16 protein-coding genes are annotated in these 17,639 nt (G+C 75.0%); 2 read left to right on the forward strand and 14 right to left on the reverse strand.

What is annotated here, in order from left to right:
- Nucleotides 1–5: 5 nt before the first annotated feature.
- The 9 genes from QSK22_RS05265 to QSK22_RS05305 all read right to left on the reverse strand — a co-directional run bounded on the left by QSK22_RS05265 (nucleotide 6) and on the right by QSK22_RS05305 (nucleotide 8,774).
- Nucleotides 6–782, reverse strand: coding sequence for an SDR family NAD(P)-dependent oxidoreductase (locus QSK22_RS05265; protein WP_285492796.1), 777 nt, complete (start codon nucleotides 780–782; stop codon nucleotides 6–8).
- 129 nt (nucleotides 783–911) lie between these two features.
- Nucleotides 912–2,312: a cytochrome P450 family protein gene (locus tag QSK22_RS05270; RefSeq protein ID WP_285492797.1), complete on the reverse strand. Its 1,401-nt coding sequence runs from the start codon at nucleotides 2,310–2,312 to the stop codon at nucleotides 912–914.
- 129 nt (nucleotides 2,313–2,441) lie between these two features.
- Nucleotides 2,442–3,071 (reverse strand): pyridoxamine 5'-phosphate oxidase family protein, encoded by a 630-nt coding sequence (locus QSK22_RS05275; protein WP_285492798.1) that lies wholly within the window; start codon nucleotides 3,069–3,071, stop codon nucleotides 2,442–2,444.
- A gap of 122 nt (nucleotides 3,072–3,193) precedes the next feature.
- Nucleotides 3,194–3,727, reverse strand: a complete 534-nt coding sequence (locus tag QSK22_RS05280) for a hypothetical protein (protein WP_285492799.1) — start codon at nucleotides 3,725–3,727, stop codon at nucleotides 3,194–3,196.
- Nucleotides 3,728–3,743: 16 nt separating this feature from the next.
- Nucleotides 3,744–4,490 (reverse strand): SDR family NAD(P)-dependent oxidoreductase, encoded by a 747-nt coding sequence (locus QSK22_RS05285; RefSeq protein WP_285492800.1) that lies wholly within the window; start codon nucleotides 4,488–4,490, stop codon nucleotides 3,744–3,746.
- Nucleotides 4,491–4,508: 18 nt separating this feature from the next.
- Nucleotides 4,509–5,267: an SDR family NAD(P)-dependent oxidoreductase gene (locus tag QSK22_RS05290; protein WP_285492801.1), complete on the reverse strand. Its 759-nt coding sequence runs from the start codon at nucleotides 5,265–5,267 to the stop codon at nucleotides 4,509–4,511.
- A 78-nt stretch (nucleotides 5,268–5,345) separates the two neighbouring features.
- The gene (locus QSK22_RS05295) at nucleotides 5,346–6,674 is read right to left on the reverse strand and encodes an MFS transporter (RefSeq protein ID WP_285492802.1); all 1,329 of its coding nucleotides are present in this window, start codon (nucleotides 6,672–6,674) and stop codon (nucleotides 5,346–5,348) included.
- 168 nt (nucleotides 6,675–6,842) lie between these two features.
- On the reverse strand, nucleotides 6,843–7,718 hold the full coding sequence (locus QSK22_RS05300) for a polysaccharide deacetylase family protein (RefSeq protein ID WP_285492803.1): 876 nt from the start codon (nucleotides 7,716–7,718) through the stop codon (nucleotides 6,843–6,845).
- 12 nt (nucleotides 7,719–7,730) lie between these two features.
- Nucleotides 7,731–8,774 carry an asparaginase gene (locus QSK22_RS05305; RefSeq protein ID WP_285492804.1) on the reverse strand — a complete coding sequence of 348 codons (1,044 nt, stop codon included), beginning with the start codon at nucleotides 8,772–8,774 and terminating at the stop codon, nucleotides 7,731–7,733.
- Nucleotides 8,775–8,958: 184 nt separating this feature from the next.
- On the opposite strand from QSK22_RS05305, the gene QSK22_RS05310 reads away from it, so the two are divergent.
- The gene (locus QSK22_RS05310; protein WP_285492805.1) at nucleotides 8,959–9,966 is read left to right on the forward strand and encodes a LacI family DNA-binding transcriptional regulator; all 1,008 of its coding nucleotides are present in this window, start codon (nucleotides 8,959–8,961) and stop codon (nucleotides 9,964–9,966) included.
- 30 nt (nucleotides 9,967–9,996) lie between these two features.
- On the opposite strand, the gene QSK22_RS05315 is transcribed toward QSK22_RS05310, so the two are convergent.
- Entirely contained in the window at nucleotides 9,997–11,166 is a 1,170-nt protein-coding gene (locus QSK22_RS05315) for an ROK family protein (RefSeq protein ID WP_285492806.1), read from the reverse strand.
- Nucleotides 11,167–11,675: 509 nt separating this feature from the next.
- On the opposite strand from QSK22_RS05315, the gene QSK22_RS05320 reads away from it, so the two are divergent.
- The gene (locus tag QSK22_RS05320) at nucleotides 11,676–12,992 is read left to right on the forward strand and encodes an MGH1-like glycoside hydrolase domain-containing protein (RefSeq protein WP_285492807.1); all 1,317 of its coding nucleotides are present in this window, start codon (nucleotides 11,676–11,678) and stop codon (nucleotides 12,990–12,992) included.
- Nucleotides 12,993–13,028: 36 nt separating this feature from the next.
- Here QSK22_RS05320 and QSK22_RS05325 read toward each other — a convergent pair whose 3' ends face one another.
- The 4 genes from QSK22_RS05325 to QSK22_RS05340 form a co-directional block, all read right to left on the reverse strand.
- Nucleotides 13,029–14,000 carry a Sco1979 family transcriptional regulator gene (locus tag QSK22_RS05325; RefSeq protein WP_285492808.1) on the reverse strand — a complete coding sequence of 324 codons (972 nt, stop codon included), beginning with the start codon at nucleotides 13,998–14,000 and terminating at the stop codon, nucleotides 13,029–13,031.
- Between the two features lie 150 nt (nucleotides 14,001–14,150).
- Nucleotides 14,151–14,948 carry an SDR family oxidoreductase gene (locus tag QSK22_RS05330; RefSeq protein ID WP_285492809.1) on the reverse strand — a complete coding sequence of 266 codons (798 nt, stop codon included), beginning with the start codon at nucleotides 14,946–14,948 and terminating at the stop codon, nucleotides 14,151–14,153.
- A gap of 62 nt (nucleotides 14,949–15,010) precedes the next feature.
- On the reverse strand, nucleotides 15,011–16,084 hold the full coding sequence (locus QSK22_RS05335) for an MBL fold metallo-hydrolase (protein WP_285492810.1): 1,074 nt from the start codon (nucleotides 16,082–16,084) through the stop codon (nucleotides 15,011–15,013).
- Nucleotides 16,085–16,145: 61 nt separating this feature from the next.
- The gene (locus QSK22_RS05340) at nucleotides 16,146–17,486 is read right to left on the reverse strand and encodes a M20/M25/M40 family metallo-hydrolase (protein WP_285492811.1); all 1,341 of its coding nucleotides are present in this window, start codon (nucleotides 17,484–17,486) and stop codon (nucleotides 16,146–16,148) included.
- Nucleotides 17,487–17,639 lie beyond the last annotated feature (153 nt).

The raw sequence follows: 17,639 nt of genomic DNA on the forward strand, positions 1-17,639 counted from the left end.
GCGGCTCAGTAGGCGGCGGTGCCGCCGTCGACGCTGATCGCCGCGCCGGTGATGCCGCCGCCCTCGTCGGAGGCCAGCAGCACGGCGACCGCCGCGACCTCCTCCACGGTGGTGGGCCGCTTGAGGGACGACTCCTGGGCGAACAGCTCCACCATGCCCTCGTAGGTCAGGCCCATCGCCGCGGCGGCCGCCGGGCCGGTCTCCTGGACGACGTCGGTGATGACCAGGCCCGGGCAGATGGCGTTGACGGTCACGCCGGACGTGCCCACCTCGCGCGCCACGCTCTTGGTGAGGCCGTTGACGGCGTGCTTGGCCGCCACGTACGGGCCGATGCCCGGCTTGCCGTGCTTGCCCTCCACCGAGGAGATGTTGATGATCCGGCCGTACTTGCGGGCGGTCATGTGCGGCAGCGCCGCGCGGGTGGCCCAGAACGTGGAGTACAGGTTCCAGCGCAGGACCTTCTCCCACTCCTCGTCGGTGGTGTCGGCGACCGGCGCCGGGTCGGACGATCCGCCGGCGTTGTTGACCAGCACGTCGATGCGGCCGAACCGGGAGACGGTCTGGTCGATCAGCCGCTCCACGTCGGCCTTGCGGGTCACGTCCCCCGGCACGAAGACCGCGCGGTCGCCGGCGTCCAGCTCCTTGAGCGCCTGCTCGCCCTTGGCCTGGCTGCGCCCGTTCAGCACGACCGTGGCGCCCTCCCGCAGGAACGCCTCGGCGATGCCCTTGCCGATGCCGCGGGTGCCGCCGGTGACGGCCGCGACCCTCCCGTCCAGCTTCATGCCCGAACTCCGTCCTCAGATCTGCAGCACACCCCCGAGACGCCCCCGACTTGATCAACTTTACCGGGGGCGTCAGCGGCTTGTGCGCAGCATGTGAGGAATGGGCGGCCGGCGGGAGGGCCGCGCGGGTCAGCCGATGCGCAGGGCGCGCAGGAAGCGGCGCGTCAGCGACAGCCGCGCCTCCTGCTGCTGCGCCTCGCGCTCCGTCCGCGGCTCGGCGGGCGGGGTCGGCGCCGCGCCGCCGGACGCCGGGGCGGTGCGGCGCTCGGCCAGCTCGTAGTGCACCGGCAGCGAGCGCAGACTGCGCATCAGCGGCGACGACCGCCACGGCAACTGGTCGGGCGGCAGCGCCAGCCGCAGCATGGAGAACCGCTCGAACAGCCGGCCCACCGCGATCGTGGTGATCGTGGTGGCCAGGTCGCGGGCCACGCAGGCGTGCGGGCCCGCGCCCCAGGCGACGTGCGCGCGCGAGCTGTAGACCGAGTCGGGCGTCTGGCCGCCGGTGAACGCCGGGTCGCCGTGCGCGGCCGCTACCGACAGGATGACCGGGTCGCCCGCCGCGATGGTGTACCGGCCCATCCGCACGTCCGTGCGGGGGAAGCGGAGGGTCAGGTTGGCCATGGGCGGGCTGGCGAGGGCGGCCCGGTTGACCGCCTCCTGGATCAGCCCGGCGGACAGGCTGTCGCGCGCTCCGGACTCCCCGCCGATGACCTCCAGCACGGTGCCGGTGATGAGCGTCCCGCAGTAGTCGCCGATCAGCGCGACCACCATGAACAGCTCGCGGGTCAGCTCCTCGACGGTCAGGTCGGGCGCCGCGGCGGCCATGTGGCCGGGCAGGTCGTCGCCGGGGTTCGTCTTCGCCCGCGCGCACAGGTCGCGCACGGCGGCCAGCAGCCGCGCCTGCGCCTCGGCCGCGTCCGGACCGGCGTCCACCAGGCGCCACATGTCCATCAGCAGTTCCTCGCCCCGGCCGTCGGTGAAGCCGAGCAGCCGGTTGCTGATCATCAGCGGCAGCGGGCGGGCGTACTGCGCGGCCAGGTCGGCCATGCCGGCGCGTCCGCTCCCCTCGCCGAGCACCGTGATCAGGTCGTCGGCGTACTGGGAGATGGCGTGCTCCAGCTCGCGGGCCTGCGGGCGGCCGCGCTCCTGGAACGGCCGCAGCCCCGCGATCCACGCACCGCGCAGCCGCGACAGCTCGGCGCCGTCCCGGAAGATCGAGTTGTCGGCCTGCATGGCGGGCATCAGCGGCCAGTCGGCCGGGACCCGGCCCTCGGTGTAGGCGCGCCAGTTGTCCAGGCGCTTGCTCCAGATGTCGCGCGGGTCCCGCAGGACGTCCAGCACCTGCGGGTATCCGATGACCAGCCAGATGGGCACGCCGAGCACGTCGACCGGGGCGACCGGCCCGTGCGCGGCGCGCAGCCGCTCGTAGTAGAAGGCGGGGCGCTGTTCGTAGTCGCGGCAGATCAGCGGTTCGACCGCGAGCTGTTCCAGCGGCGGATGGGCTTCGGCTCTGGGCGTCGCGTGGTTCATCGCGAGCACTTTAGACGAACGAACCCGGTGTGATCAGTAGTTGCAACGAAATCGGGGGACATTAGGCGCGAAGCGCCCCGGGTGGTGCGTCTCGGAACGGTCCGGCCGCGGCCTCCCGCCGGACCAAGGTCAGCGCGAGTAGAGCCGCTCGGCGTAGCTCCGCCCGTAGTAGCTCTCCAGCTGCTCCAAGGTCTCCTCGGTGACCTGGACGCTCTTGACCATGCGGGCGTGCGAGGGCAGCGCGTCCGGCCGCCAGGTGCCGGGCTGCCACAGCTGCGCCCGCAGCAGCGCCTTGGGGCAGTGGAAGAAGATCTGCTCGATCTCCACCACCAGCGCCAGATCCGGGCGGTGGCCCTTGACGATCATCTCGTCGAAGAACGGCGCGTCGCGCACCAGCCGGGCGCGCCCGTTGATGCGCAGCGTCTCGGTCCGGCCGGGCACCAGGTAGATCAGGCCGACGTGCGGGTTGGCCAGCACGTTGCGGAAGCCGTCGACCCGCCGGTTGCCGGGGCGGTCCGGGAGGGCGATGGTGGCGTCGTCGATGACGTGGGTGAAGCCGGGCGGGTCGCCCTTGGGGGACACGTCGCAGGAGCCGTCGGCGCCGCTGGTGGCGACCAGGCAGAACGGCGAGTGCGCCAGCCATTCGCGGTCCCAGCGGTGCAGCCGCGTGCGTTCCTTGGTGACGGCCCGCGGCTTGGGCGGACCCACCAGGGCGCGCAACTCGTCCTCCGAGGTGACCTCAACGAAGCCGTCCCGCATCGCGTCCTCCGTTCCGGGGGCCGCCAGCGTACTGCGGGCGGTGCGGAGACGGGACGCGGCCCCCTGCCGGGGGACGTCCCGGCCGCGCCCCGCACGTCGGCGCCGGGTTCCCGGGCGCCGCGTCACCGCGTCGGCGGCCCCGTGGGCCCCTCCGCGAGTCCCGCGGCCACCTCCAGCCAGCCGGCGAGGCTCCGCGCCCCGGCCGCGGCCGCCACGCACGCCCCCTCCGGCGGCGGGCCGGAGCAGGGGACGACGTGCACGTCGGACGGGGACACCGCCAGAGTGAACTGCGCGGTCGTGATCTCGGCGGAGAACCCGGCGTGGCGCAGCGCGGCGGCCCACACCGCCAGGGCGTGACCGGACGCCCCCTCCGGGAGGCGCGCCGCCGTGGACGCGTCGCCGGGCCCGGCGACGACCAGCGGGCCGTAGCGGCCGGTCAGCACCGCCACGGCCTCGTCCAGCGAACGGGCGAAGCGCAGGCCGTCGGGGGCGGCCAGACGCCAGCCCCCGCCCGGCCACGGGACCGCCTTCACCCGCCGCAGGCCGGGCGACGGCGCGCGGGCCAGCAGGGCGGCCAGCGCACGCTGCCGCCGGACCGCCCCGCCCCCCTCCAGCGGGGCGATCCGCTCCGTCCAGGTGGCGGCCGAACCGCACATTCCGCACACGGCGCGCCTACGGCATCACGTCGCCGCTGTTGGGGCCGAGCGTCTGCCCCGTGTAGAGGTTGCCGCCCGGGTCCGAGGCCAGCAGGACGGCGGTCGGCGCGACCTCCTCCGGCCGGCCGAAGCGGCCCAGCGGGAGCTCGGCCTCCTTGGCCGCCTGCCACTGCGGGCTCAGCCCGTCGATCAGCGGCGTCACGATCGGGCCGGGCGCGATGGCGTTGACCAGCACGCCGTGCCGCGCCACCTCCCGCGCCAGCGCCTTGGTGAAGCCGATCACCCCGGCCTTGGCCGCGCAGTAGTGCGTCAGCCCCTCGCCGCCCTTGAGCCCCAGCTGCGAGGCCACGTTGACGACCCGGCCGCCGCCCGCCTCGACCATGTGCGGGACGACGTAGCGGCAGCACAGGAACACGCTGCGCAGGTCGACGTCCAGCATCCGGTCCCAGGTGGCCGGGTCCATCTCCACCAGCGGCACCTCGGTGAGGATGCCCGCGCAGTTGACCAGCACGTCGATGCCGCCGTGCGCGTCGATCGCCGCCTCGGCCATGGCGCGGACGGCATCCGCGTCGGTGACGTCCACCGTGTGCCGGGTGACGGCGGTGCCCGCGGGCAGTCCGGCGGCGACCTTCGCCAGCCCGTCGCCGTCCAGGTCCGCCAGGGCCAGCGCGGCGCCCGCCTCGGCGTAGGCGCGGGCGATGGCGGCGCCGATGCCGCTGGCGGCGCCGGTGATCAGGGCGCGGCGCCCGTTCAGAACCGTCATGTCGTCCTCCAGGGGGTCTCAGTCGGGGAACCGGACGGTCAGGCCGCCGTCCACCACGAGCTGCTGGCCGGTGACGTAGGAGGCGTCGTCGGAGGTCAGGAAGCGGATCGCGGTCGCCACCTCCGACGCGCGGCCCACCCGTCCCGCCGGAATGCCCCGGGCGGCCGCGCGCAGCCCCTCGGGGCCGAGCGAGTTGCGCTCGTCCAGCGACTGCGGCGTCTCGATCAGCCCGGGGATGAGCGCGTTGACCCGGATGCCGCGCGGCGCCAGCTCCACTGCCAGCGACCGCACCAGCCCCAGCACGCCCGCCTTGGCCGCCGCGTAGTGGGCGTGGTCGTCCCACCCGTACACGCCGCCGGCGATGGAGGAGATCGCGACCATCGCGCCGCCCTGCCCCATCGCCGCGGCGGCCGACCGGAACACCCGCAGCACGCCGGTGAGGTCGACGCCGAGCATGTCGTCCCAGGCCTCGTCGGTGAGCTCGGCGAGCGGGGCGCGGCGCAGCACGCCCGCGGCCGCCACCGCGATGTCCAGGCGCCCGAAGGCGTCGACGGCGGTGCGCACCAGCGCCTCGACCGCCGTCGAGTCGCGCACGTCGGCGGGCACGGCGACCGCCCGGCCGCCCAGCGCGGCCACCTCGTCCACGACCACCTGCGGGTCGTGCGGGTCGCCCGGGTAGTAGCCGATCACGCTGGCCACGCCCTCCCGGGCGTAGGCGGCGGCGAGCGCGCGGCCGATGCCGCTGGCCCCGCCGCTGATCACGGCGACTCTCGTCATGGATGGCTCCTCGTGGTTCGGTCGGTGGGAGGGTCGGTGCGAGGGGGCCGGGCGGTCCCCGGGCCCCCTCGCACCGCGTCAGGCGGCCGGCGTGCCGGCGGGGGCGGGCCGCCCGGCCGGACGGCGCAGCTCCTGGTCGGTGCGGCGGGTGCCGAGCATGACCACGCCGGACAGGAAGATCCCCACGGCGCCGGCGAAGAACGCCGCGGTGCCCATCGACAGGTCCGCGCCCAGCAGCACCGACAGCACCGCGGACCCGGCGATCGCGCCGATCGGGCCCATGATGTGCGCGGTGTTCGGGCCGATGCCGCGCACCTTGGCCGGGTACGACTCGCCCATGTAGAACAGCAGCGCCGCGTACGGGCCGAGCAGGAAGAACAGGCCCAGCATGTACAGGGGGACGACGAACGCGGGCGACGACGGGCCGATCAGCATCAGCGTCATCGCCACGCCGCCCAGCAGCCAGCCGGCGATGATCGTCGGGCGGCGGCCGAAGCGGTCGCCGATGTAGCCGTGGGTGATGTACCCGGCGAACCCGGCGGCGTTGGCCAGGATCAGCACCAGCAGCGCGCTGTCGAACGACACGCCCTTGGCCTCGGTGAGCACGGTGGTGCCGAGCACGGAGAACACCTGGATGCCCATCCAGTTCAGCAGCCACGCCGCCGACAGGCACAGGGTGTGCCGGCGCAGCTGCGGGGTGAAGATGTCGCGCAGCCTGCCCGCCTCGCCGGCGTCCACGCCCGCCGCCCTGGCCAGCGCGACCGCCTCGGTCTCGCGGCCCTCGGCGCGCAGCTCGCGCACCCGCTTGAGGTTGACGAAGACGGGGGACTCCGGCAGCCGCCGCACCAGCACGACGATCACCAAGGCCGGGAAGGTGGCGATCAGGAACACCCCGTGCCAGCCGAGCGAGGACAGCAGCAGCGCCGACACCAGCGCCGACAGCAGCGCGCCGACCGGCCATCCCGACTGCACGAAGCTGTACATGAAACCCCGGCGCCGGTTGTCGCCGTACACCTCGTTGAGATAGACGCTGTTGACGACCTCCTCCGAGTAGCCCAGGCCGGACAGCGCCCGGATGAGGATCATGGACAGCTTGCCGCCGGCCAGCGCGGTCAGCCCGGACACCACCGCGGCGCCCGCGGTGGTGACGGCCAGGGCGCTGCGGCGGCCCCAGCGGTCCAGCAGCGGCCCGACGACCAGCGAGACGACGAACGTGCCCAGGGTGATCCAGGTGGACACGTTCGTGGCGGTGCTGGAGCTCCAGCCGTAGTCGTCGGAGATGGCGGGCAGCAGGGTGCCGAACAGCGTGTAGTCGAACACGCTGAACACCCAGGCGAAGAAGCAGACGATGGAGACGCGGCGCACGGCCGCCGGGGCGAGCGGCTCGCCCCCGGGGGGCAGAGACACGGATTTTCCGGACATGGGCAGCCTTCGTGTCAGGGATGAGGGAAGGGAGGGCGCGGCTCGCCGCTGAGCCGCGGGGAAGCGGGGCAACGGGGTGGCGGGGCGGTGCGGGCCCCGGCGCGGACGGGTCGATCCGCGCCGGGCGGTCGGGGCGGCGCCGGTCGGCGCGGGTCAGCGCGGGTTGCGCCGGGCGAAGTCGTCGGCGATCTCGTCGAAGGTCACCCAGCGGACGCCGTCGTGCTTGTTGATGTGCTCGATGATCCGCTCGTGCATGAGCAGGGTCTGCGGACGGCCCGACACGTCCGGGTGGATCGTCATCGTGAACACCGCGTAGTCGCACTCGCGGTGCACCCAGTCGAACTGGTCCAGCCACATCTGCTCGATGTCGCGGGGATTGACGAAGCCGTGGCTGTTCGGGCTGGCCTTGATGAACATCATCGGGGGCAGGTCGTCCAGGTACCAGGACGCCGGGATCTCGATCAGCGCGGTCTCCTCGCCGCGCTCCAGCGGCCGCATCCACTCCTCGGCCGGCCTGTCGTAGTCGATCTTCGTCCAGGAGTCGCCGACGCGGATGTAGTACGGCTCGAAGTCGCGGTGCATCAGCGAGTGGTCGTACTTGATGCCGCGCTCCAGCAGCAGCTCGTTGGTGACCGGCGAGAACTCCCACCAGGGCGCCACGTAGCCGGTGGGGCGCCGGCCCGCGCGGCCCTCGATCAGCTCGATGCAGCGGTCCAGGATCGCGGCCTCCTGCTCCCGGCTCATCGCGATCGGGTTCTCGTGGCTGTAGCCGTGCACGCCGATCTCGTGCCCGGCCGCCACGCAGGCGTCGAACTCCGCGGGGAACGTCTCGATCGAGTGGCCCGGCCAGAACCAGGTGGACGGCAGCTCGTGGCGGCGGAACAGCTCCAGCAGCCGCGGCACGCCGACCTCGCCGGCGAACAGGCCGCGGGAGATGTCGCAGGGGGAGTCCTCCCCGCCGTACGATCCGAGCCAGCCGCCCACCGCGTCGACGTCCACGCCGTACGCGACCAGGATTTCCTTTGCCATGATCTCCCTCTCTCAGACGGTTTCGGTCGTCAGCGACCGCGCCGGCGACGCGGGGCGGCCGAGCGCCCCCGCCTCGACGAGCCAGGTCCGGCAGCGCGCGGCCACCTGCGCCGGCGACCCGGACGGGTCGGCCGCGATGGCCGCCGCCAGCAGCAGCCGCGCCTGCCAGGGCGACAGGTCGCCGGCGAACAGCGCCCCCGCGGCGGCCAGGTCGGCGCCGCCCCCGGCGTAGAGGCCGACCACGGCGCCCTCGCCGACGCGGCTGGCGACCGCCACCGGGATGCCTTCCCGCAGCAGGTCCAGGCACGCGGCCGTCGTCTCCGGGGTGGCGTTCCCGGCGCCGAACCCGGCGACCACGACACCCCGGGCCCCCGCGTCCCGGGCCGCGCGCACGGCGGTGGCGTCCGCGCCGAGGTACTGCGCCACGACGTCGACCCGCGGCAGGTCGGCGTGGTGCCCGGTCAGCAGCGGCCGGGGCAGCGCCGGGACGGCGTGCGGCCGCACCCCCGCCTCGTCCACCCGGGCCAGCGGTCCGCGCCCCGGCGCGGCGAACGCGGCCGGCGACAGGCTGCTGACCTTGCGGACCCCGGTGGCGGGCCACACCCGGTCGTCGAACACCACGGTCACGCCGGTGCCGCGGGCGGCGTCGGACGCGGCCCAGCGCAGCGCCGCCGCCAGATTGCGCGGGCCGTCCGCGGCGGGGTCGTCGAAGGGCCGCTGCGCCCCCGTGAGCACCACCGGCACGTCCGAGTCGTGCGCCAGTCCCAGCAGGAAGGCGACCTCCTCGAGCGTGTCGGTGCCGTGCGTGACGACGACTCCGTCGGCGGCGCGGGCCGCGTCGCGGAGTTCGGCGGCCAGCGCCAGCGCGTCGGCGACCGAGGCGGCGAAGCTGGCCGTCCGGCGCAGCTCGCGCACCCCGACGCGCACGCCCGGGTCCGCCCACACGGCCCGGGACGCCGCCAGCAGGTCCGCGGTGGGCACGCCCACCCGCCTGCCGCCCGGCGCGTCGGTGGTGGCGATGGTTCCGCCCGTCCCCACCAGCATCAGTTGACGCACACACCCTCCCCGAACTCCGCTAACGTTTGCGCTAACGATTGCGTACATAGTGGAGACCGCAACGGCGCACGTCAAGACCCTGAACCCGGCGGAACACGGAATCAACGCGACGGCATCGGCCGCGTAACGGGCGGCGGCGCCGTCGGCCACAATGTGGGGGACGTCCGCCCCGAAGGAGAACCCCTTGCCCGACCGACCCCGGCTGTCCGATGTGGCTCGCGCCGCCGGCGTGCATATCACCACCGCGTCGCGGGCCCTTCGGGGCAGCGAAGGCGTGGGGGAGGAGACCGCCGAGCGGATCCGCCGCGTGGCCGCCGAGCTCGGCTACGCCCCCCACCCGGCGGCCACCAGCCTGCGCACCGGCCGGTCGAAGATGATCGGCGTGGTGGTGCCGCGGCTGACCGACATCGTGCTGGCCACCATCTACGAGGGCATCGAGGAGGGCGCGGCCGCCGCCGGATACCAGACCGTCGTCGCCAACAGCGGCGACGACGTCGCCACCCAGCGGCTGCGCACCGAGACGCTGCTCGGCATGCGCGTGGACGGCCTGATCCTCGGCGACGCCCGCACCGACTCCGACCTGGTGCACGACCTGCGCAAACAGGGCGTCAAGGTGGTGCTGACGTCTCGCCGGCTGCCCGGCGCGGTGTCGGTCACCTGCGACGACCTGGAGGGCGGCCGCCTGGCCGGACGGCACCTGCTGGCCCTCGGCCACCGCCGGGTCGGGATCATCGCCGGCCGGCCGTACGCGTCCACGGGCATCGAACGCACCCGGGGGTTCCGCGAGGTCTACGCCGAGGCGGGCGTGCCCGTCCCCGACGAGTACGTGCTGACCTCCCCGTTCGACGCCGAGGGCGGGCGGCGCGCCGCCGAGGCCCTGCTCGCGCTCGACCCGCGCCCCACCGCCCTGTACGCGGTCAACGACTTCGCCGCCATCGGCGCCATGGGCACCATCCGCGCCGCCGGCCTGCGGGTCGGCGAGGACGTCTCGGTCGTCGGCTACAACGACGTGTCGATCGCCGCCGACCTGCCGGTGTCCCTGACCACCGTCCGCTCGCCCATGCGGGAGATGGGCCGCGCCGCCGCCGCGGCCGTCATCAAACTCATCGAGGGCGGCACCGCCCGCTCCCGCCGCCTGGCGCCCACCCTGGTCGAACGCGCCTCCAGCCGCCCCGCCCCGCAGACCCCCTGACCCCTCCCGGCCGGACGCGCGGCGCGGGGGTCAGGCCAGGGCGGCGAGGCGGGCGTCGGCCTCGGCGGGGGAGTACAGGTGCTCCACCACCAGCACGGCCGCGCCGCGGATGCCGGCGCGGTCGCCGAGCGTGCCGGTGACCACCTGCAGGTGGCGGGTGGCGCGGGGCAGCGCCCGCCGGTAGAGGGTCTCGCGGACGCCGGTGACGAAGTGCGTCTCGGCGAGGTCCCCGGCGATCATCAGGATGCCGGGGTTGAGCGTGCACACGACGGTGGTGAGCACCTCGCCGACGCGGCGCCCGGCCTCGCGCGCCAGCCGCACCGCCTCGGGACGCCCGGCCAGCAGGTGCTCGCGCACCCGCGCGCCCGACTCGGCCGGCACGCCGAGCGCGGTGAGCCGCCGGGCCAGCGCGCCGCCGCCGGCGACCGCGGCCAGGCAGCCGTGCATGCCGCACATGCAGCGCGCCTGGCTGTCGGGCAGGCGGATATGGCCGATGTCGCCTGCCCCGCCGTCGACGCCCCGGTACACCGCGCCGTCGACCACCACCCCGGCGCCGATCCCGGTGGACGCCTTCACCAGCACGAACGCCCGGCAGTCGGGGTGGGCGGCGGACTGCTCGCCGAGCGCCATCACGTTGGCGTCGTTGTCGACCAGCACCGGCACGTCGAACGAGCGGCGCAGGTGCTCGCGGATCGGGTAGCCGTCCCAGCCCGGCATGATCGGCGGTTCGACGACCCGGCCGGTGCCGAAGTCGACCGGCCCGGGGACGGCCACGCCGATGCCGCAGACCTCGTCCGGGCTGCGTCCGGCCGAGTGCAGCAGCCCGGTGAACCACACGCTCAGCTCGTCCAGGACGCGCTGCGGCCCGTCGGCGATGTGCAGCGGCCCGGTGTGCTCGGCCAGCGGCCGCCCGCCCAGGTCCAGCACGGCGGCGCGGGCGTGGGTGGTGTCCAGGTCGGCGGCGAGCACCACGGCGTGGTCCTCGGCGAACACCAGCCGGGTCGGGGGACGCCCGCCCGTCGACGACGCCACGCCCGACTCGCGCAGCCACCCCGCCCGCAGCAGCGGTTCGAGCCGCTGCCCGAGCGTCGAGCGCGACAGGCCGGTGGCGGCCTGCAGCTCGCCGCGGGTGCGGGCCCGCCCGCTGCGGACGAGCGCCAGCAGCTGCCCCGACGTCGCCGGCGCCGCACCACCCGTCATGGCCCGCCCTCCGAACCTTCAGCCCTTTGCCGGCACCCGCCCCGGCGCGCACGCGCCGCACCGCGCCCGTTCGGCGGCGCCGTCTCGGGTACGCGTTCCAGGCGATCATAGGGACGCACGGGCCGGCGGCGGCCATGAGCCGGACGAACACCACCGCCGCCGCGAGCGTCTTCCCGGGGCCCGCGCATCGCTCTCCTCACGCGTCCGGGGTCGGCCACCGGGCCGCCGCGGGCTTGCCGTCGCCGGCGTGGAAGGATTACTTATGTGTTACGAGAAGTCATAAGTCAGGATGTTTCCGGTCGAAAATCGACCACTACCGCCGGACTGCCGCGCCATAGTGGCGCGGTGGAGGGGTGCCCGTGGAAAGAGCCGTCCAGTCCGCCGGACGCGCGCCGCGCAACGTGCTGGACTGCTGACGTGGCCCGGATACCGGACGAGCCGGAGGAGGCCGCGGCCCTGGTCCGTGCCCTCCCGCGGCGGGCGCCGCTCCGGCCGGAAAGGACAGTGCCGTGACCTTCCCCGCGACCGTGCGGGCGACCCGCCCGGAGCCCCTGGACGCCGCCGGCCTGCGCCGGGCCGCCGCCCGCGTCCTGCTGGCGAACTGGACGGGCTCGTCGACCGTGCCGTCCCGCACCCTGTACCCGCACCAGTGGAGCTGGGACTCGGCGTTCATCGCGCTGGGCCTGCGGCACCTGTCGCCGCGCCGGGCGCAAGTCGAGCTGGAGACGCTGCTGGGCGCCCAGTGGGACGACGGGCGCCTGCCGCACATCGTCTTCGACGCGGCGACCCCGGCGGACGCCTACTTCCCCGGCCCGGACTTCTGGCGCGCGGGCCCGTCCCCGAAGGTGCGCACCTCCGGGATCGTCCAGCCGCCCGTGCACGCCCTGGCCGCGTGGCGGGTGCACCGGGCCGACCCGGCCGAGGCCGCCCGCCGCGGCTTCCTGGCCCGCGCCTACCCGCGGCTGGCCGCCTGGCACCGCTACCTGGGCACCTGCCGCGACCTGGGCGGACACGGCCTGGCGGCGATCGTCCACCCGTGGGAGTCGGGCATGGACAACAGCCCGTGCTGGGACGGCCCGCTGGCCCGCGTCGAGCCGGTGCCGCCGTCCCGCTTCCGGCGCCGCGACCTCGACCACGCCGCCTCGGCCGACCGCCCCACCGACCGCGACTACGGCAGGTACGTGCGGCTGGCCCGCGACTACCGCGACCACGGCTACGACGACGCCGCCGCGCCGCACGCGTTCGCCGTCGAGGACCCGGCGTTCAACGCGCTGCTGGTGCTGTCCGAACTGGCCCTGGCGCGCATCGCCGAGGCGGTCGGCGCCGACCCGGCCCCGCACCGCAGGCGCGCCGAGCAGGTCACCGCGGCGCTGCTGGACCGGCTGTGGGACGCGCCGAGCGGCCTGTTCCTGTGCCGCGACCTCGTCGGCGGCGGGCCGATCCGCGAGCACGGCGTCGGCGGGCTGGTGCCGCTGGCCGTGCCCGGGCTGCCGGTCGCCGCCGACCTGGTGCGCACCGCGGTCGGCGAGCGGTTCGGGCTGGGCCGCGTGCACATGGTGCCCAGCTACGACCTGACCGGCCACGCGTTCGAGCCCGCCCGCTACTGGCGCGGGCCGAGCTGGTTCAACATGAGCCGGCTCGTCCATATGGGGCTGCTCGAACACGGCGAGACCGCGCGGGCGGACGCGCTGCGCGCCTCGATGCTGAACGCGGCCGGCCGGTCGGACTTCGCCGAGTACATCGACCCGCTGACCGGCGAGGGGCACGGCTCCACCGGCTTCGCCTGGACGGCCGCCACCGTCCTGGACCTGCTCGCCGGCGGCTGACGCCGGGCCGGGCCGAATGCCGGCTCGGCTGCCGGCTCAAAACCCGTCGATGACGGCCTGCAGGATCCGCGGGGTCTCGGTGGCGGGCTCGGCCAGCGTGGCCATCTGGTTGAGGGTGTGCCGGAAGGCCTCGACGTCCTCGGGCTTGTCGACGTACTCGGCGCCGTTCGGCCGCGCCAGGTACACCACGTCCGGCAGTTCGGCCTCGGACTGGCGCAGCAGCGTGATCGGGCCGCCCACGCCCGGGTAGCCGCCCGCGGCGAACGGCATCACCTGCACGGTGACGTGCGGCAGCCGGGCCGTCTCGGCCAGGTGCCGCAGCTGCTCGCGCATCACCTCGGCCCCGCCGAACGGGCGGCGCAGCACGGCCTCGTCGATCATCACCCACAGGTGCGGCGGGCGGGACCGCTCCAACATCCGGCTGCGCCGCATCCGCAGCTCCACCCGGCGCTCGACGGTCTCGGCGGGCTCGCCGCCGTGGGTCAGCGCGATCACCGCGCGGGCGTAGTCGGGCGTCTGCAGCAGCTCGGGCACCACGTGCGACTCGTGGCAGCGGATCACCTCGGCGGACTGCTCCAGCCCCAGGTACGTCTCGTACCACTGCGGGATGATCTCGTGGTAGGGCTGCCACCAGCCCGGCGTCCCCGCCTGCTCGGCCAGCGCCAGCAGCACCGCCCGCTCGGCCTCGTCGGTCACCCCGTACAGGGCGAGCAGGTCGGCCAGGTCGCGCTCCTTGAACCCGGTCCGGCCGGTCTCCATCCGGCTGATCTTGGATTCGGAGCCGCGGATCAGCTCGCCCGCCTCCGCGCGGCTGACGCCGCGCTCCTCCCGCAGCGCGCGCAGCCGCGCCCCCAGCAGCATGCGCGCCACGGTCGGCCCCGGCGCCATCTCGTCCGGCCCGGGCTCGGGCGCCCGCGCCAGGGAGGCCAGCTGGACGCTCAGCGCGCGGCGGGACGAGGCGAGCCCGCCCCCCGCCGGCTGCGGATCACTGTACGCGTCGTCCGACACCGAACCTCCTCCCGAGCGCGTGGCCGGGCGCGGCCACCGGACAAATGTAAGCGCAACGGACACTGCTGTCAGCGTCTGCCAAACAGTCGCAGGTCCGGGCGGCTTCCCGGGGCGGGGCCGGGGGCGGACGAGCGAGAAGCGCCGAACGCCCTACATCGCCCAGCGGCGGAAGCCGCCCTCGCTGTTGATCACCTGCCCGGTGATCCACGCGGCGTCGTCGGACACCAGCCAGCGCACCAGCCGCGCCGCGTCCTCGGGCCGGCCCCAGCGCCCGGCGGGCAGCGCCCGGCCCACCCGCCGGGTCAGCTCCTCGTCGGCCCAGCCGGTGTCCACCGGGCCGGGGTTGACCGCGTTCACGGTGATGCCCCGGTCGATCAGCGCGTCCGACAGGCTCAGCGTCATCTGGTGGACCGCGCCCTTGCTGATCGCGTACGGCAGCTCCCCGCTCATCGGCGCCAGGTGCTGGCCGGAGGTGAACAGCACCACGCGGCCGCCGGGGCGCGCGTCGTCGTGCGCGGCGGCGAACGCCTGGACGAGCAGCACGCCGGCGCGCGTGTTCACCGCCCAGGCCAGGTCCAGCTCCTCGGCGGTGACCTCGGCCAGCGTCCGGTACGAGCTGCGCGCGTGGTTGACCACCAGCACGTCCACCGCGCCGAACGTCTCGACCGCGCGGGCCACGACCCGCGCGGGCGCGTCGGGGTCGGCGAGGTCGGCGGCGAGGTGCGCCAGGCGCGGACCGGTGCCGCCCAGCTCCTCCAGCACGCCGTCGATCCCGGCGGGGTCGGCGCCCCAGGGCTGCTCGGCGTCCGCGGGCGCCCACGAGTGCACCAGCACGCGGGCGCCGGCCGCCAGCAGCTCGCGCGCCACGGCGAACCCGATGCCCCGGCGGCGGCTCACCCCCGTCACGATCGCGACGCGGCCGTCCAGGGGCGGGGTGTCGTTCGTCATGGCGCCACACCGTCGCGGCCCGCGACCCGGGCCGTCAACAGGTTTTCCGCGGCGGGGCCGGCTCAGGCGCGGACGGCGTAGCGGCGCACGCCGCCGTCCTCGGACACCTCGAGCACGCCCTGGTCGGCGAGCACGTCGAGATGCGCGTCGATCTCCAGGACGGCGAGCATGCGGCTGAACACGTCCAGCTCGCCCAGCGTGCGGCGCCGCCGCGTCCACGGCATGGCGGCGGCCACCTCGAACGCCGTGGACCGCCCCGCGCGCACCTGCCGGGCGGCGGTGTCGAGCCGCTCCTCGTGGTGGCGCAGCAGCTCCTCCACCCGGGCGTGGGTGCTCGGCGCGACCGGGCCGTGCGCGGGCAGCAGCAGCGTGTCGGGCATGTCGCGGACGAGCCGCAGCGACGCCAGGTAGCTGCGCAGCGGCTTGGGCTCCGGCTCGGTCTCCAGCCCGATCGACGGGGTGATGTGCGGCAGCACGTGGTCGCCGGAGAACAGCAGCCCGGCCGCGGCGTCGCGCAGCACGACGTGGCCGCGGGTGTGGCCGGGCGTGGCGAACACCTCCAGCTCCCGGCCGGTCAGCGCGAGGCGCTCGCCGTCGTCCAGCCACGCGTCGGGCAGCGTGTGCGGCACGTCGCGCTCCTCCGCCCGCACGCCCATCGCCGCGACCTCGTCGGCGATCGCCGACGCGCCGCACCGGCGCAGCAGCTCCACTTGCCGCGGATGCAGGCCCTTGCGCACGTCGAACGCCTCGAGGGAGTGCCGCTCGCCGCGGCCGATGCGCACCCGGGTGCCGAACTCCTCGCGCAGCGCCAGGGCCTGCGAGTAGTGGTCCCAGTGGGCGTGGGTGACCAGGAACTGCGCCACGTCGTCGACGCGGTGCCCCAGCAGGCGCAGCGCCCCTTCCAGGGACCTGCGGGCGTCCGGCATCGCCCAGCCGGAGTCCACCACGACCGGCCCGCCCGGGTCCTCGATCACGTAGACGTTGACGGCGTGCAGGGACGCGACGGGCAGCGGAAGGGGGATGCGGTGGACGCCCGGGGCGACCGGGTGCGCGCCCGGCTCGGTCCAGTCCGCGGGCTGCTCCAGGGCCGGTACCGCCACCTTGCGTTCCTCCAGCTTCTCCGCCGCGACGTCCACGGGTGACGGTACCTCATCCCAGAATCACGTTCTAAATTGGGGGTCGCGGTCACCGGCCGCCTCAGCGGGTGTCGAGGAAGCGGTCCAGGACGCGGGTGCCGAACCGCAGGCCCTCCACCGGGACGCGCTCGTCCACGCCGTGGAACATGCCCTGGTAGTCCAGCTCCGGTCCGAGCAGCAGCGGCGCGAACCCGAAGGAGCGGATGCCGATCCGGTGGAACGCCTTGGCGTCGGTGCCGCCCGACATCACGTACGGCACCGGGTGCGCGGCCGGGTCCTCGGCCCGCAGCGCGTCGGCCAGCGCCGCGAACGTCGGCCCGGCCGGGTCGGCGGACGGCGCGTCGTCCTCGTTGATGAACTCGCGCGTCACCGACGGGCCGAGCAGCCGGTCCACGGTGGCCAGGAACTCCTCCTTGGTGCCGGGCAGGAAGCGCCCGTCCACCTGCGCGGTCGCCACCCCCGGCACCACGTTGACCTTGTAGCCGGCGTCCAGCCGGGTCGGGTTCAGCGAGTTGCGGATCGTGCCGGCGAACAGCCGGCCGACCCGGCCGAGCCGCCGGGCCTCCTCGTCCAGCCGGTCGTGGTCGATCGTGGTGCCGAGCGCCTCGGCCAGGCCGTCCAGCAGCGCCCGCACGCCCGGGGTGAGCCGCACCGGCCACTCGTAGGAGGCCAGCCGCGACACCGCGTGGCACAGCTCGGCGACGGCGTTGTCGGGCGCGGGCTTGGAGCCGTGCCCGGCCGTGCCGCGCGCGGTCAGCCGCATCCACGTGGTGCCGCGCTCCCCGGTGGCGATCGGGTAGATGCGCTTGCCGGCCGGGGACCCGTCGGCCGTGTGCGGCGTGACGCTGAACCCGCCGGACTCGCTGATCGCCTCGGCGACGCCGGTGAACAAGTCGCGGTGCTCGCGCACCACGTGGTAGGAGCCGAGGCGGCCGGTGCACTCCTCGTCGGCCAGGAACGCCAGCACCAGGTCGCCGCGCGTGCGGCGGCCCTCGCGCAGCCGCTGCCGCACCACCGCCAGCGTCATGGCGAGCGAGCCCTTCATGTCGACGGCGCCGCGCCCCCACACGCACCCGTCGCGCACCTCGCCGGAGAACGGGTGCACCGTCCACTCGGACGGGTCGGCGGGCACCACGTCCAGATGCCCGTGGATCAGGAAGGCCGGGGCCGACGGGTCGGTGCCGGAGATGCGGGCCAGCGTGCTCGCCCGGCCCGGCTCCGACTCCACCACGACGGACTCGGCGCCGACCTCGTCCAGCAGCCCGGCCACGTACTCGGCGGCGGGCCGTTCGGGGTGCGCGTCGCCCTCGCCGCGGTTGACCGTGGCGAAGCGGATCAGGGTGGCGCACAGCTCGGCCACCTCCTGCGCCGCCGTGCGCGCACGTGCCGGGGCCTGGGTCATCGAAAACCGCCTTTCGCCGCTTTCCTTCGTTTTCGTCGTGCGCTGACGTCGTCCGATACCGATGCCAATGGTCCGCGATCCATATTTCGATCCGGTGACGAATCGTTCATCGGCGTACCGAAATCGTTCCAGTGGTACGACGCTGCGTGCAAC

Source organism: Actinomadura sp. NBRC 104425, assembly GCF_030269545.1.
Lineage (GTDB): Bacteria > Actinomycetota > Actinomycetes > Streptosporangiales > Streptosporangiaceae > Spirillospora > Spirillospora keratinilytica.

Coding starts and splice junctions, on each gene's coding strand:
- QSK22_RS05330 (WP_285492809.1), bottom strand. CDS start 14,948: ATGACGAACGACACCCCGCCCCTGGACGGCCGCGTCGCGATCGTGACG.
- QSK22_RS05275 (WP_285492798.1), bottom strand. CDS start 3,071: ATGCGGGACGGCTTCGTTGAGGTCACCTCGGAGGACGAGTTGCGCGCC.
- QSK22_RS05270 (WP_285492797.1), bottom strand. CDS start 2,312: ATGAACCACGCGACGCCCAGAGCCGAAGCCCATCCGCCGCTGGAACAG.
- QSK22_RS05340 (WP_285492811.1), bottom strand. CDS start 17,486: ATGACCCAGGCCCCGGCACGTGCGCGCACGGCGGCGCAGGAGGTGGCC.
- QSK22_RS05285 (WP_285492800.1), bottom strand. CDS start 4,490: ATGACGGTTCTGAACGGGCGCCGCGCCCTGATCACCGGCGCCGCCAGC.
- QSK22_RS05290 (WP_285492801.1), bottom strand. CDS start 5,267: ATGACGAGAGTCGCCGTGATCAGCGGCGGGGCCAGCGGCATCGGCCGC.
- QSK22_RS05265 (WP_285492796.1), bottom strand. CDS start 782: ATGAAGCTGGACGGGAGGGTCGCGGCCGTCACCGGCGGCACCCGCGGC.
- QSK22_RS05300 (WP_285492803.1), bottom strand. CDS start 7,718: ATGGCAAAGGAAATCCTGGTCGCGTACGGCGTGGACGTCGACGCGGTG.
- QSK22_RS05280 (WP_285492799.1), bottom strand. CDS start 3,727: ATGTGCGGTTCGGCCGCCACCTGGACGGAGCGGATCGCCCCGCTGGAG.
- QSK22_RS05315 (WP_285492806.1), bottom strand. CDS start 11,166: ATGACGGGTGGTGCGGCGCCGGCGACGTCGGGGCAGCTGCTGGCGCTC.